General features: G+C 59.0%; 11 protein-coding genes. 9 read left to right on the top strand and 2 right to left on the bottom strand.

Annotated elements, in window-relative coordinates; all coding sequences use genetic code 11:
• Positions 1 to 28: 28 nt before the first annotated feature.
• From PSR62_RS24310 to PSR62_RS24300, 3 genes are all read left to right on the top strand, one after another.
• On the top strand, positions 29 to 2,464 hold the full coding sequence (locus PSR62_RS24310; RefSeq protein WP_274405544.1) for a flagellar hook-basal body complex protein: 2,436 nt from the start codon (positions 29 to 31) through the stop codon (positions 2,462 to 2,464).
• Between the two features lie 122 nt (positions 2,465 to 2,586).
• Entirely contained in the window at positions 2,587 to 3,543 is a 957-nt protein-coding gene (locus tag PSR62_RS24305) for an antibiotic resistance protein VanZ (RefSeq protein ID WP_443217466.1), read from the top strand.
• Between the two features lie 141 nt (positions 3,544 to 3,684).
• Positions 3,685 to 4,737 carry a 3-deoxy-7-phosphoheptulonate synthase gene (locus PSR62_RS24300; RefSeq protein WP_274405542.1) on the top strand — a complete coding sequence of 351 codons (1,053 nt, stop codon included), beginning with the start codon at positions 3,685 to 3,687 and terminating at the stop codon, positions 4,735 to 4,737.
• Positions 4,738 to 4,783: 46 nt separating this feature from the next.
• On the opposite strand, the gene PSR62_RS24295 is transcribed toward PSR62_RS24300, so the two are convergent.
• Positions 4,784 to 5,482 (bottom strand): sensor histidine kinase, encoded by a 699-nt coding sequence (locus PSR62_RS24295; RefSeq protein ID WP_274405541.1) that lies wholly within the window; start codon positions 5,480 to 5,482, stop codon positions 4,784 to 4,786.
• Positions 5,479 to 5,853 carry an STAS domain-containing protein gene (locus PSR62_RS24290; RefSeq protein WP_007324404.1) on the bottom strand — a complete coding sequence of 125 codons (375 nt, stop codon included), beginning with the start codon at positions 5,851 to 5,853 and terminating at the stop codon, positions 5,479 to 5,481. Before PSR62_RS24290 ends, PSR62_RS24295 begins: the two co-directional genes overlap by 4 nt.
• Before the next feature lie 267 nt (positions 5,854 to 6,120).
• On the opposite strand from PSR62_RS24290, the gene PSR62_RS24285 reads away from it, so the two are divergent.
• The 6 genes from PSR62_RS24285 (at position 6,121) to PSR62_RS24260 (ending at position 12,669) form a co-directional block, all read left to right on the top strand.
• Positions 6,121 to 7,425, top strand: a complete 1,305-nt coding sequence (locus tag PSR62_RS24285) for a flagellar motor switch protein FliG (protein WP_274405540.1) — start codon at positions 6,121 to 6,123, stop codon at positions 7,423 to 7,425.
• Positions 7,422 to 8,321, top strand: a complete 900-nt coding sequence (locus tag PSR62_RS24280; protein WP_274405539.1) for a FliH/SctL family protein — start codon at positions 7,422 to 7,424, stop codon at positions 8,319 to 8,321. Before PSR62_RS24285 ends, PSR62_RS24280 begins: the two co-directional genes overlap by 4 nt.
• Positions 8,318 to 9,721, top strand: coding sequence for a FliI/YscN family ATPase (locus tag PSR62_RS24275; protein ID WP_274405538.1), 1,404 nt, complete (start codon positions 8,318 to 8,320; stop codon positions 9,719 to 9,721). Before PSR62_RS24280 ends, PSR62_RS24275 begins: the two co-directional genes overlap by 4 nt.
• Before the next feature lie 96 nt (positions 9,722 to 9,817).
• On the top strand, positions 9,818 to 10,300 hold the full coding sequence (gene fliJ / locus PSR62_RS24270; RefSeq protein WP_047813758.1) for a flagellar export protein FliJ: 483 nt from the start codon (positions 9,818 to 9,820) through the stop codon (positions 10,298 to 10,300).
• Positions 10,297 to 10,947 (top strand): hypothetical protein, encoded by a 651-nt coding sequence (locus tag PSR62_RS24265; protein WP_338020116.1) that lies wholly within the window; start codon positions 10,297 to 10,299, stop codon positions 10,945 to 10,947. The genes fliJ and PSR62_RS24265 overlap by 4 nt, the downstream gene beginning before the upstream one ends.
• Positions 10,948 to 11,001: 54 nt before the next feature.
• Positions 11,002 to 12,669, top strand: coding sequence for a flagellar hook-length control protein FliK (locus PSR62_RS24260; RefSeq protein ID WP_274405536.1), 1,668 nt, complete (start codon positions 11,002 to 11,004; stop codon positions 12,667 to 12,669).
• Positions 12,670 to 13,221 lie beyond the last annotated feature (552 nt).

Below are 13,221 nucleotides of genomic sequence, written 5' to 3'. Positions count from 1 at the left end.
CTACTGAAAACTGTGGAGACGTTCGCCGATGGGACTTCAATCAGCCCTGACGACTGCCCTGACCGGCCTGAGTGCTGCCGAAACACAGATCGATGTGATCGGTAACAACCTGGCCAACTCGCAGACGGTCGGTTTTAAATCGTCCGATGCGGTCTTTGCGACACAGTTCCTGCAAACATTGTCGCTGGGGGCAGGTCCCTCCAGTAACAACGGGGGTACCAACCCCCGACAAATCGGTTTGGGTGTCCAGGTCGCGGAAATCGCGGCCAATCACAACCAGGGCACCATCGAGATCAGCAGCAGTAGCAGCGACCTCGCGATCCAGGGTGACGGGTTCTTCCAAGTCGAAGCGGCGGACGGCGAAAAACTGTACACGCGAAACGGGATCTTCAAGCTCAACAGTGATGCGGAACTCGTCAATGCAACCGGCCAGCGATTGCTCGGTTACGGCATCGACGAACAGTTCCGGTTGCAGACGAGTTCATTGGTTCCGCTGTCGATTCCCTTGGGCACCAAGACCGTTGCCAAAGCGACCGAGAACGTTGCCTTTGAAGGCACGTTGACCCCCGAAGGCGAGGTTGCCTCCGCGGGACAAGTGATCGAAAGTCTGCACTTGGGCGACAGCCAAGTCCCACGTCCGGACGCCAGCGGCGTGTCGGTCGAAACGTCACCGATTGCTGATCATGCTGCCGTCAATGGCACCGTGGGGGCAGGTTCGCTGACCGGGGGAACCTACCAGTACAAATTCGCCTTGGTCGATGCCAGCGGCAATGAATCGGCGCCCAGCGCCGCCCGTTCCTTCACGGTGGGAACCAACGGCAATGTCGACCTGAGCAACTTGCCCCAGGACCCCTTGGGCGGCGACTTCCCAACGGTCAACATTTATCGCACCGGTCCCAATGGGACCGAATTTGAGTACCTCGCTTCGGCAGCCGCAGGTGGGACGTACAACGACGATGGTTCGACGCCCCTGTCCGGAACGCCGATCAACGAAGACACGCTGACCGGCAACTACACCTACATGGTGACTTACTACAGCTCCGGCGACCCCGAAAGTCGTCCGAGTTCATATTTGGGTCCCAAGAGCGTTGTCGACGGCCGGATCACGTTGAGCGATTTTCCAACGCCTCCAACGCCTCCGGCTGGCGGCGGTTTTCCCGCCTACGATTCGGTGCGGATCTATCGCAACCTTGCCGGTGACCAAAACAACTTCTACTTGGTGGGTGAGGTCGCGCCCGGTGAAACCTTCACCGACTCCGCGACGGACGCACAAATTTCGGACCTGACCGAACCCGGCAACCAGTTGTTGGACATGGATGGCCCAGCGGTCAACTCCAACACCTTGCTGACCGATGTCCTTCGCCGAGATGGATTGACCTACGAACAGGTCTTTAGTGAAGGCACGCTGAGCTACACCGGTCGCAAGGGCGGTTCGAACCTGGGGACGAAAGAGCTGGAGATCACTTCCACCAGCACCATGCAAGACCTGCTGGACTTCATCTCCGATGCTTCGGGGATCCAGACGTTGCAGATTGACTCGGCCAATCCGATCCCACGATCGGAAAACAACATTGAAGGTGAATCTGGCGAGCTGGTGGCTGGGGCTTACATCCAAGACGGAAAGATTCGCTTGGTATCCAACAATGGCGAAGCCAACGCGGTCGACATCGAATTGTCCGCGTTTCGACTGACGGACGAACTGGGCCAAATCACCACGCCCAATCTGGCCTTTGGAATTCAACAAGAAGCGATCGGACAAAGTGCTTCCAGTGACTTTGTGGTTTATGACTCACTCGGTGTGCCGATCAACGTGCGAGTTTCCGCGACGTTGGAAAGCCGCACCGACCAAGCCACCATTTACCGCTGGTACGCCGACAGTCCCGACAACTCTGTGACCGGCAACACCGACATCACGGTCGGAACCGGTCTGATTCAGTTCGACGGAAACGGCAACTTCGTGACCGCGACCGAAGAAACCATTTCGATCAACCGCCAAGGCATCCCCAGCGTTTCGCCTTTGCAATTTGAAATGGACTTCTCGCTTGTCTCGGGACTGGCGACCGACGAGGCCTCGCTGGCAGCCACCCAGCAGGACGGGAGTGAACCCGGTGTTCTGAACAGCTTTGTCGTCGGCGAAGACGGCACCATTCGGGGTGTCTTCAGCAACGGTATCTCGAGAGACTTGGGGCAGTTGCAACTGGCTCGTTTTGCCAACCCTGCCGGTTTGGAAGCGCGTGGTTTGAACATGTACGCCGAGGGCGTCAACACCGGCTTGCCCGTGACCGGTCAGCCCGGTGAAAACGGCATCGGATCGGTCATCGGTGGTGCGTTGGAATTGTCCAACACGGACATCGGGAAGGACTTGGTCGAACTCGTTCTGGCCAGCACACAGTACCGGGGAAACAGTCGAGTGATCACGACCACCCAGCAGCTCATCGACGAACTGCTCAACCTGCGACGATAGTGACTCAGAGCCAATCCTCTCGCTTGATTTGGCTGGCGCTGCCGGGATGCTTCTTGGTCGCGTTGGTTGGATTGCTGGTTCCGCTCCCGGTCTCTGGGCGCATGGCTGGATCGATCGGCGACATGGTGCACGCCCCGCTGTTCGCAGGGCTGACGATGTTGACCATGGTGTTGCTGCAATCGCTTCGGCCTCAGGTCTTTGGTTCCGCCCAATGGGCACGACGCCTGGTTTGGGTCGCAACCGCCTTGTTTGTTTCGGGGGTGTTGGTCGAGATGCTGCAAGGCATGATCGGACGATCCGCGACACTTCAAGATGCCATTGCCAACGGCCTGGGGATCCTGGCCGCGTCGGTCTGGTTCGTTGCCAGTGGTTTGACTTCGTCGATTTGGCGACGCTCCCTGCAGTTGCTGGGGACCATCTTCATCGGACTGACTTGGTGGGGTTCCATCGAGATCATTCGTGATTGCTGGAAGGTTGAATCGGACTTCCCTCGGATCGCGTCGTTTGAAACGCCGCTTGAGATCACACGTTGGCATTTCAATCGCGGTCGGCGGGGGCGAACCCAGTCCAATGTGACCGATGGCGAGTTCGCTCTGCGTTGGAAACCCAAGGATGCCCCGCATCCCGCGATGACGTTGCTGGAGGTCGCTTCGGATTGGTCCGAAGTGGAAACGCTGGAACTGGACATTGTTCTGAACGTCCCAGCGTCCGTGGGGCCCCCCGAGTCATTGGATCCGGAGTCAAATGGGCTTGAGCCAGCCGATACCGAATCATCCGCTCCTGAGCTCGAGGCGCCTGTCGCTCGAACCTGGGAAGTGATCCTCAAAGTCATCGACGAAGATCACCAGGATTACCATGACGATGTCGCGAAACACTTTGTGACACTCCGAGCGGGCGAACCTCAACACGTGGTTTTCCCTCGTCAATCCATGATCGACGGGCCTCAAGATCGCGAGCTGGATCTGTCACGAATCAAGATGGTCAGTCTGCTCCTCTACCAACCCGGCCCTGGGGTGGAGGTCGACGTGGACCACATTCACGCGACTCTGAAACGCCCTGCGGTCGAATCAGAACCATGAACCGGTTGCGAACCAGCGAGAGGTTTTGTCGTTCTCGACTTGGTCGCCACCCCGTGGTTGATAGAAGGCTCGTTCCAATCTTTTGGAATTGAACTACGATACGTTTTCCCCACATTTTCCTTTTGAACCCACTGCAAGCTCATGATCCGCACCGATGATCTTCGTATCGGCGCCATCAAAAACCTGATGTCACCCAGTGAACTGTTGTCGGAAATCCCGGCCAGCGACGAAATCTCACAAACCGTTGCTGATGGGCGTGCAGCCATCCAGAACGTGCTTCAAAAGAAGGACGATCGATTGCTGGTCGTCGTGGGGCCATGCTCGATTCACGACCCGGATTCTGCCCGCCAGTACGCTGAAAAGTTGGCGGTGGAGCAAAAAAAGTACGCCGACGATTTGCTGATCGTGATGCGGGTTTACTTTGAAAAACCACGCACCACGGTGGGTTGGAAAGGTCTGATCAACGACCCGAAACTGGACGACAGCTTCGAGATCAACCACGGCCTGCGAACCGCTCGGCGTCTGCTCAGCGACATCAATGCGATGGGATTGCCGACCGGAACCGAGTTCCTGGACCTGATCAGCCCTCAGTACGTGGCCGATCTGGTGGGTTGGGGAGCGATTGGGGCTCGCACGACCGAAAGCCAGGGGCACCGGGAATTGGCGTCGGGGCTTTCTTGCCCAGTCGGATTCAAAAACGGAACCAGCGGCAATGTTCAGATTGCGGTCGATGCCATCTGCTCGGCGCGCCGTCCACACCACTTTTTGTCGGTCACCAAAGAGGGCACCTCGGCGATCTTCGCCACGACCGGTAACCCGGACTGCCACATCATTCTGCGTGGTGGAAAGCACACCAATTACGATGCTGCCAGCATCGACATGGCATCGAGCTTGCTCGAAAAAGCCGACCTGCCACCCCGAATCATGATCGATTGCAGTCACGCCAACAGTCGCAAAATCTTCGCGCGACAGTCGTACGTTTGTCGCGACATTTGCGCTCAAGTGTCCGAGGGTGACGATCGCATCATGGGGGTGATGATCGAGAGCAACCTGCTCGAAGGCAATCAAAAACTCAGTGCGTCACCGTTGGTTCAAGGCCTCAGCGTCACTGACGCTTGCATCGGTTGGGACACCACCGAGAAACTGTTTGACGATCTTGGACAAGCAGTCGCAGCCCGTCGCCAAGTCGGCTGATCAAGCAGCAACCGCCACAAAAACAAGCTGTCTCGAGCCAAGCAAGCTACGCCGATCGAGACACGGTCACTTGGGTGCCAGAATCCTTGGCCCCAACGATCTGGCAATGCAATCCTGCCGCGTCAGCCCGCTGGCGCATCAGTGTGATGCCCTGCGAGGTCTCTGAAACGGTCTCCGAATCGAAGCCTTCCCCGTCGTCTTGGATCGAAACCGTCCATCCGGATGGACCCGTTTCCCAGGCCACGACCAATTCGTTCGCTCGGGCGTGGCGAACCACGTTGCGAACCGCTTCACAAATGATCCGGTAAACCGCGATTGCTTGCATTTCGTCCCAGGCAAACGAGGCACTCTCGTCCAATTGCTTCCACTCAACCGAGAGTTCCTGGGCGTCATCGCCGCGGAGTACCACGGATTCCAGGAATTCTTTGGCGGCCATCAAGGGGCCAGCAGACAGATCTCGGGGCAGCGCCGCTCCGTTCATGATCTGGCGAGCAATTTCACGGGCTTGATCAACCCACTGAACGGGTTGTTCGAGGGCGGCTTTCAAATCGGGATTCTGCCGCTGCAGCGATGCCAGTGACCCGGCCGCCGCGAACAGGTAGGGCAGCAACTCATCGTGTATATCGCCCGCAATCGATTGACGTTCGGCCTCCAGCAACCGCATCCACTGCGACTTCGAGGCGTTGGGGCTTGGCCCGGGCGGGTCCGCGGACACACCCGGAGTGGAATCGCCGGCGGGCGTCATTTCTTGCCGCCGAACCAGCCCTTTTTGTCGAAGCTGGCCACGGCCACCTCTTGATCGCCTTGGATGTCGATCAGTTTGCCCAAGTTCACAATGCGGAAAACTTCCATCACCAACGGGGACACGTTGCAAAACTTCAGCGCAACGCCCTGAGCTTTGCAGCTTTTGTTCAGCAGGATCAGTTTGTTGATCATCGCCGACGACATGAATGCCAAGCCGGAGAAATCGATCAACATTTTTTTGTGGATGGCTTGTGGCACGATCTCTTGCATTTCGCGGCCCACAACCTCAATCCGTTGTGCATCGCGAAGGGCATTGTCGGTGAATCCAACGATCAATACTTCACCCTGCATTTGCTCGGTGATGGCTGACATGTGAGTTTGCTCAGGACGGCAGGAGGAAATACAGAAAACGTTGGATGACCGATGCCACCCATTCGGTGTCCAGCCCACCGCCAATGACTGCCAACAGGCGTTTCATCGGGGGCTGGTTCATGGCTGCAAGTTTAGCGGGCTGGGGGGATCGAGACAATTCGACCTTCACTTGGGACCCCGTGTTTCACTATGACCGAACTGGGCAGGATCGCATCCGTCGCTCGCAAATTTTCTGCCCGCTTTTTTCCCCGCAATCCAGGTGTCCTCGTGGCGACCGCCTCCTCTCGCTCTGACGATGACGCTCGCCGCGCCGCTTCGTTGCGACGTGTCGCGATCGTTCTCAAAAATTTACCCCGACCAATCGCCGCGAAATTACTGGGCGAATTGCCCCTGGAATCGCAGCAACGCCTGCAATACGAGGTCGCCTCCCTCGACGATGTCGACCCGCTGGAACACAAACGAGCCCTGGAATCGTTCACCGGTTCCATTCGACAAACCCGATCCGACGCTGCCCGCCACGGTCAACCCAGCGGCTCCATTGATGAAATCATGTTCAGCCGAACCGCGTCGGAGCGAGGCCGGTCGGCACCTTCCCCCCGCTCGACGATGGATTCCAGCGCGGCCGGAGCCCCCGTGCCCGCTGATTTGGGATCCGCGAAGCATTCGTTTGGATTCCTGGATTCACTGACCAACGACGATGTCCGTGGGCTTCTGCAGACTGAACACCCGCAAACGATCGCGGTGGTGATGGCCTCGATCGATCCCCGAAAAGCCGCGGCCATCCTGCCGCAATTCCCGCCGAATCAGCGCCAAGACATCCTCAGCCGAATCGGCCGGTTGCAAGAATTCCCCGATTCGATGATCGAAGATCTGGTCAGCACCTTCCGCACCAAAGCGGAAGCCTTGATCGCTCGTTCGCAAGCCAATCCGTTGCAGGACCTGATCAACGCTTACGCTCCTACCGAAGGCTGGGACCCGGCACAAGCAGCCCGCCACGTGCCCGCGGAAGCCGCTGCCGTGTCGCCTCGGTTGAAAGCCATCCTTTCCGAAATGACGCCCACGCACGGCCACGCCTCGGCCAGCACGGAAGCCCACTCGGCTCCACCGACGCATGCCACCGCGTCCGGGCATCCTGCCAATTCGCCAATCGGTGCCGCATCAGAAATTCCGGAACAATCGTCTGGCGGCGCACCACCGCTGCGAGTGCATGTGCCGGCGGACGCCACCCCGGAAGCTCCCCACGCCTCCCCGCGATCAGATGCCACCTCATCGCCGGCATCCTCCGGTTTGGCCACGGACGAAATTCATCAACAGCTCGTGAAAATGAAACCCCGTTTGCTTTGCGAAGCTCTGGGACGTGTCCCCACCCGCATCGCCATGCTGTGCTTGTGCGGGCTGCCTAACAAAACCGCCGACTCCGCCATCAGCGTGCTTCCGCGACAACAAGCCAACCAGGTTCGTACCCAGTTGGCCAATGTGGGATCGATGGAACTGCGTGAAATTGACGAGGCCAAAGAAGCGGTCTTGGTCGCCGCTTTGGCTGATTCTTCCACCACTGCGATGGCGGCATGACGATGGCATCGATTCTCAAGCACAACGCCGCCGCCCCAAACAATCCGGATGGCTCGGCCGTCGCGACCCCTGACCGATCGAAGTTGGGCCCCGCTGACTTTCCGCCCGCCAGTCGCCCCGGCATCTCCACGCGAGTCCCTGCCGAACAAGTCGATCAAGCACGATCCAACGCAGCCAGTGCGACCGGCGACGTCGTCGGCAAACAACCCGGTGGTGTGTCGGGTTTGGCTGGCTTCAATCTCAATGACCTGGCCGAAAAAGGACGCGAAGAGCTGCGTCGGGCTCGTGAACAAGCCGCCCAGTTGCTCGCCGAAGCGGAAACCCAAGCCGCCGAATTGAAGCAGGCAGCGGAAGCTCGCGGCTACGAAGAAGGCGTGCAAAAAGCCTCGCAAGACATCGAACAGAAAATCACGCAATTGGCGGAGGCCAAAACCAAATCGCAACTGCAAGCGTTGCAAAACGCCAGCACAAAGATGCACGCGCAGTACGACCAATGGATGCAGCAATACGCCGAAGTGCTGACCGAAACTGCGATCGCAGCGACGGAACGAATGGTGCGAGCCAACCTGAACGAGGCCCCTGTGCCGGCGTCGCTTGCCGAAGCGGGATACGCCGACAGTCCTCACCAACAACACCTCTTGGTGCGTTGGGCCAGCGAAGCACTGCACAGCACTCGGTCCGCCGGACGTCTGGTCCTGGCCGTTCATCCAGACATGCTGGCGGAGTTGGGACAACGTTTCGATGAACTTTTGGCGAGCCCTGATTTGCCGGAACAGTCCTGTGTGATCCCGGATGAAACACTTCCCGTGGGCGAAGTGGTCGTGCGACAAGAAGGCGGTGAGATCCGCGCCGGACTGCAATCTCAGTTGGAACGGTTGCGTGAGGAAATGCTATGAACCTGCCCGCCGTTCCGCAGTTGCATCCGCCGCGTTTGCCGGATCCCGAAACCATTCGCCAATCACTTGGTTCTTTGGTCCTGTCCCAAATTCGCGGCCGAGTCGCATCGGTCACGGGCGATGCCGTGACGGTGCAAGGCATGACCGCTCCCCTGGGGGCGATCTGCGAACTGATGCCACCCGACGCTCCACCGACCCTGGCCCGAGTCATTGGGTTTGATGACACGCGACCGATCCTGGCACCGATGGAAGCCATCTCAGCCCTCGCGGCAGGGGATCGGGTCCGCTTGGTTTCGCGATCGCTCACGTTGCGTGTCGGCGACTCTCTGTGCGGGCGTGTGATCGATGCCTTCGGGCGTCCGATCGATGGAAAACCGCTCAGCGAAGATCTCGTTCGAGTCAGTGCGTCCCGTGCCGCACCCGATTCGCTGGATCGCCCCCCCATTGATGAACCACTGCAAACGGGCGTTCGCGCCATCGATGCGATGCTGACCTGCGGCGTTGGCCAACGGTTGGGCATCTTCGCCGGTTCCGGCGTTGGCAAGAGCACGTTGCTCGGCATGCTGACTCGCGGAACAACGGCCGATCGAATCGTGATTGCGATGGTGGGCGAGCGAGGACGCGAAGTTCAGGAATTCATGCAACGAGCGCTCGGCGCCGCCGGACTCAAACGCAGCGTCGTCGTGGTGGCAACCAGCGACAAACCCGCCGCTCAACGACTTTCAGCGGCCTGGACTGCCACCGCGATCGCTGAACAATTTCGCGACGAAGGGCATCGAGTGCTGTTGCTCGTCGACAGCGTGACGCGGTTCGCGATGGCTCAGCGTGAGTTGGGATTGGCCGCCGGCGAACCTCCCACCACGCGTGGCTACCCGCCCAGTGTGTTCAACATGTTGCCGCAGTTGGTTGAACGTGCTGGACGGACCAACAAGGGTTCGATCACCGCGTTCTACACCGTGTTGGTGGAAGGCGACGACAACAACGAACCCATCTCAGACACCGTTCGTGGTTTGCTCGACGGGCACATTGTTCTGAACCGAAAACTCGCCCACCGTGGTCACTACCCGCCGATCGATGTCCCCGAAAGCATCAGTCGAGTCGCCAATCATTTGGTGACCCCGGAGATCTACCAGGCCACCCTGGGAATTCGCGAACACATGGTCCAGTACCAATCCAGCGAAGACCTGATTTCGATCGGTGCCTACCGCGCCGGCAGCGACCCTCGCATCGACACCGCCATCGCGATGCGGGAACCCATCAACGAACTGTTGCGACAAGACGCGAACGAAATCACGCCCCTCGCGGATTCCCAGGCACGGATTCAAAAATTGCATCAAGCCGCTTCCGCCGCACTCGCCCAACTGAAACAACCGCCGGTCGCTGCTCCCAATCCAGCCTGACCGGCTGATTCCATGGGAAGAGTTTCCCGCACGGCAACCATTCACCGGATGGCTCCGACCACTCAGCCCTTCGTCCTCTCCACTCTCTAGCTTTTCATGCCTCCGTTTCGATTCCGATTCGATTCCCTGGTCGACTTGCGTTCTCGCGAGCGAGATGAAGCGGGCGCGGAGGTGGGCAAGGCTCTGGAAGCCATTCAGCGAATCAACGAGCAAGTTCAAGACATCGACTCGCAACGCGAATTGATCCGCACGGCGCAGACCCACACGTTGCATCAAGCCAACGTTTCGGTGGACCAGATGCTGCACCAAGGTCGCTACGACATCCAATTGCACGCCGACCAAATCTCGCTGCAACAAACGCTTGCTCAGCTCAACCAAGAGCTCGAAAAACGTCGCCAGAAACTTGTGACCGCGGAAGCCGAAGTGAAACGCCTGGAACGATTGCGTGAAACTCAACTGGCCGAACATCGTTCCCTCGAAGCCAAACAAGAACAAGCCGAAGCCGATGATCTGACTTCCGCCCGGGTCCTGCTGCGACGCCGCGCGATGGCTGCTCAATCCAAGGAGACTCGACGATGAGATTCATGATGCGATCTGTCGCGATGATGAGCACCGCGACCTGCTTGACCATGATCATTTTGATGGGCTACTTCGCTTCGCGAGGCACGCTCAACGTTCGAACATTGACCAAAGTCATCGCACTGTTCAACGGAATCGACATCACCGGCAATCAATTGCGGCAGATCATGCAGCAAAGCGAAGACCGTGAGCAACCGGATTTTGACGAAATCCTCGACGCCCGGCGGCGGGATGGTTTGGACAGTGACATCCGATTGCGAAGCCTGAAAGAGGCCAAGAACGACATCGCTCTTCAAATGTCGGAACTGAAACTGCAACGCGAACGTTTTGATGAACGTCGGACCTCGTTTGATCGCAGTCTGGACGAAATTCGAAAAGGCGCTCAAGACGAAGGATTGCAAGAAGTACAACGCACACTCCAGGCACTTGAGGCAGAACAGGCAAAGGAGCAGCTTTTGCGCATGTACGATGACGAAGAAATCGATGACGTTGTCAGTATCATTCAAGCCATGCCCATCGATAAACGAAAAGATATCTTGGCAGAGTTTGCTACGCCCGAAGAAATGGACAAGCTCTACGAGATCCTACGCCGAATCGGCGAAGGAATGCCAACGACCGGACTCATCGACGATGCTCGCGGTGGGTGATTGAGGTCAAGGTGTTCCCACCAGGATCCCGATGATCACGGTGGGGGGACCGCGATGACAACAACAAAACCAGTCCAATCGAGGACCGAGACCACTGTCTCGACAACGACGACCAACAAGCGCGCCGAGAATGCGTTCGCCGCACTGGGCGGTTCTGCTTCCGCACGAACGGCCGGTTTGATCGAGCCGACGTCAGGATTGGGCGACCCGTTCGCCGAAGTCTTCGCTCGAATCGCGACCACCGAAACCGTGGCAGCCTCTGAACCCGCCTCGGCACCGGAAGACTCCCTGTCAACCGAAACCGAAGACCGCGACGAATCCGGCGAAGAAGAGGTCGAATCGCGAGACGGCACTGCTCCCGCCGCCGCGGCAGCAGCAACAGCAAGCAACTTGGTCGACGAGACGGTTGAAGCTGACTCGGCTCCAGAAGCCGTCGCCACCTCCAACGATGAAGATGAGTCGTCGGAGAGCCCCGACGAGGTGGCCTGGACTCAATCGTCCGAGGAGACCGACTCACTTCCAACGGAAGAGGCAATCTCTGCCGAGGAAGCCTTGCTGCTTGCCGACGCGGAATCGGAACTGGAAGACAGCGATTCCAATGCGATCGTGACCGAAGAGGTTGCCGTCCTGGTCAGCAGCGAATCGCAACCACGTGCCAGTGACAACGCGGCGAACGCCTCGGCGGAAGAAGAGGTTCCAACCACGAATTCGGTCACGTCCACGGAAGAAGTCGCGACGGATGAGTCCGGCACTGAGAAAGACAACGCTGAAACGCGTGGCGAATCACAATCCGACGATCCAACCTCGCAAGATCCCCGGCGAACCGAACGTCGCCGCTATTCACGCGAAGCCGATGCTGACTCGCAAAACAACGCGGCCGAGTCGGTCGGCAGAAGCCCGTCCGGTGAGAGCAAACTCGCCATCAATTCTTCGCTGGCAACGGCCGGTGACGAAACCGAAATCAGCGAGACACAACTGAATCAGTTGGTCGAACAAGCTGCGGCCAAATCGCCCGCCTCCGTCGCAGCTGTGGCACCCATCCAAGCCACCACCGCAGCCGCCGCTGCCAAAGCCGCGTCCAGCGGAACGACCGCCGTGGGATCCACGAGTGCCGCGGCTTCCACCACATCGGGCAGCAGCGATCCGACCGACCCCCTCCATTCTGCCACGCCTTCGGCGGAAAAGGCGGAAAGCAAAGCCAAGGCTGGTTTGCAAGCCTCTGGGGTCGACCAGACCTCCGCGGTGGCGCGTGCCAAACTGGTCCAACGGGTCAGTCGAGGCTTTCAAACGCTCGGCACCAACGGCGGGCACATTCGCATGCGGCTCTCGCCGGTCGAATTGGGCTCGGTTCAATTGGAAGTTCACATCCAAGAGAACAACCTCCGCGGCCGGATGGTGACGGAGTCGGAAGCCGCCAGCCAATTGTTGCGAGAACATCTGCCCCAGTTGCGATCGCAACTGGAGTCGCACGGCATGCGGTTGGAATCCATTGAGATCACCACCGATGCCAACGGCGCGTCGGAGTTCGATCAAACTCAAAACTCGTTTGGCGATCCAGACCATGCCGATCGCGACGCCGGACCCCAGCACGAACGCTCTCGCAACCGTGGCAACGCCAACGGCTCCCGCCCCATCGATTCCAAGCCGGACGGTCCCAGCATCCCAGCAGCAACCGCAGCCTCCTGGATGACGCCAGCAACCGGGGTCGACCTGCAGGTTTGACCTAGCTCCTAGCTCCTAGCTCCTAGCTCCTAGCTCCTAGCTCGTGCTCGTGCTCGTGCTCGTGCTCGTGCTCGTGCTCGTGCTCGTGCTCGTGCTCGTGCTCGTGCTCGTGCTCGGAATCGGAATCGGAATCGGAATCGGAATCGGAATCGGAATCGGAATCGGAATCGGAATCGGAATCGGAATCGGAATCGGAATCGGAATCGGAATCGGAATCGGAATCGGAATCGGAATCGGAAATCCCAACCGCGGAGCGGTGACATCTGCCAGCCTCGGGTTTCAACCCGAGGTCCAACGGCAAGAGCGAGCACAATCAAGCCGCGGAGCGGCGGCAGGTGGTTGCGAGGCTTCCCCCAACTGCCGTCGCTCCGCGACTGGGATCCCGCATGGTGGGTGGCACCTTACGGAATGCTGGAAATCCCAACCGCGGAGCGGTGACATTTGCCAGCCTCGGGTTTCAACCCGAGGTCTCCAACGGCAAGAACGAGCACAATCAAGCCGCGGAGCGGCGGCAGGTGGTTGCGAGGCTTCCCCAACTGTCGTCGCTCCGCG

This window comes from Rhodopirellula sp. P2, from assembly GCF_028768465.1.
Lineage (GTDB): Bacteria > Planctomycetota > Planctomycetia > Pirellulales > Pirellulaceae > Rhodopirellula.
Note: the sequence above shows the minus strand (reverse complement) of the source record. Positions and strands in the feature narration are given on the sequence as shown.

Coding starts and splice junctions, on each gene's coding strand:
- PSR62_RS24305 (WP_443217466.1), top strand. CDS start 2,587: ATGGTGCACGCCCCGCTGTTCGCAGGGCTGACGATGTTGACCATGGTG.
- PSR62_RS24275 (WP_274405538.1), top strand. CDS start 8,318: ATGAACCTGCCCGCCGTTCCGCAGTTGCATCCGCCGCGTTTGCCGGAT.
- PSR62_RS24260 (WP_274405536.1), top strand. CDS start 11,002: ATGACAACAACAAAACCAGTCCAATCGAGGACCGAGACCACTGTCTCG.
- fliJ (WP_047813758.1), top strand. CDS start 9,818: ATGCCTCCGTTTCGATTCCGATTCGATTCCCTGGTCGACTTGCGTTCT.
- PSR62_RS24280 (WP_274405539.1), top strand. CDS start 7,422: ATGACGATGGCATCGATTCTCAAGCACAACGCCGCCGCCCCAAACAAT.
- PSR62_RS24265 (WP_338020116.1), top strand. CDS start 10,297: ATGAGATTCATGATGCGATCTGTCGCGATGATGAGCACCGCGACCTGC.
- PSR62_RS24290 (WP_007324404.1), bottom strand. CDS start 5,853: ATGTCAGCCATCACCGAGCAAATGCAGGGTGAAGTATTGATCGTTGGA.
- PSR62_RS24295 (WP_274405541.1), bottom strand. CDS start 5,482: ATGACGCCCGCCGGCGATTCCACTCCGGGTGTGTCCGCGGACCCGCCC.
- PSR62_RS24300 (WP_274405542.1), top strand. CDS start 3,685: ATGATCCGCACCGATGATCTTCGTATCGGCGCCATCAAAAACCTGATG.
- PSR62_RS24310 (WP_274405544.1), top strand. CDS start 29: ATGGGACTTCAATCAGCCCTGACGACTGCCCTGACCGGCCTGAGTGCT.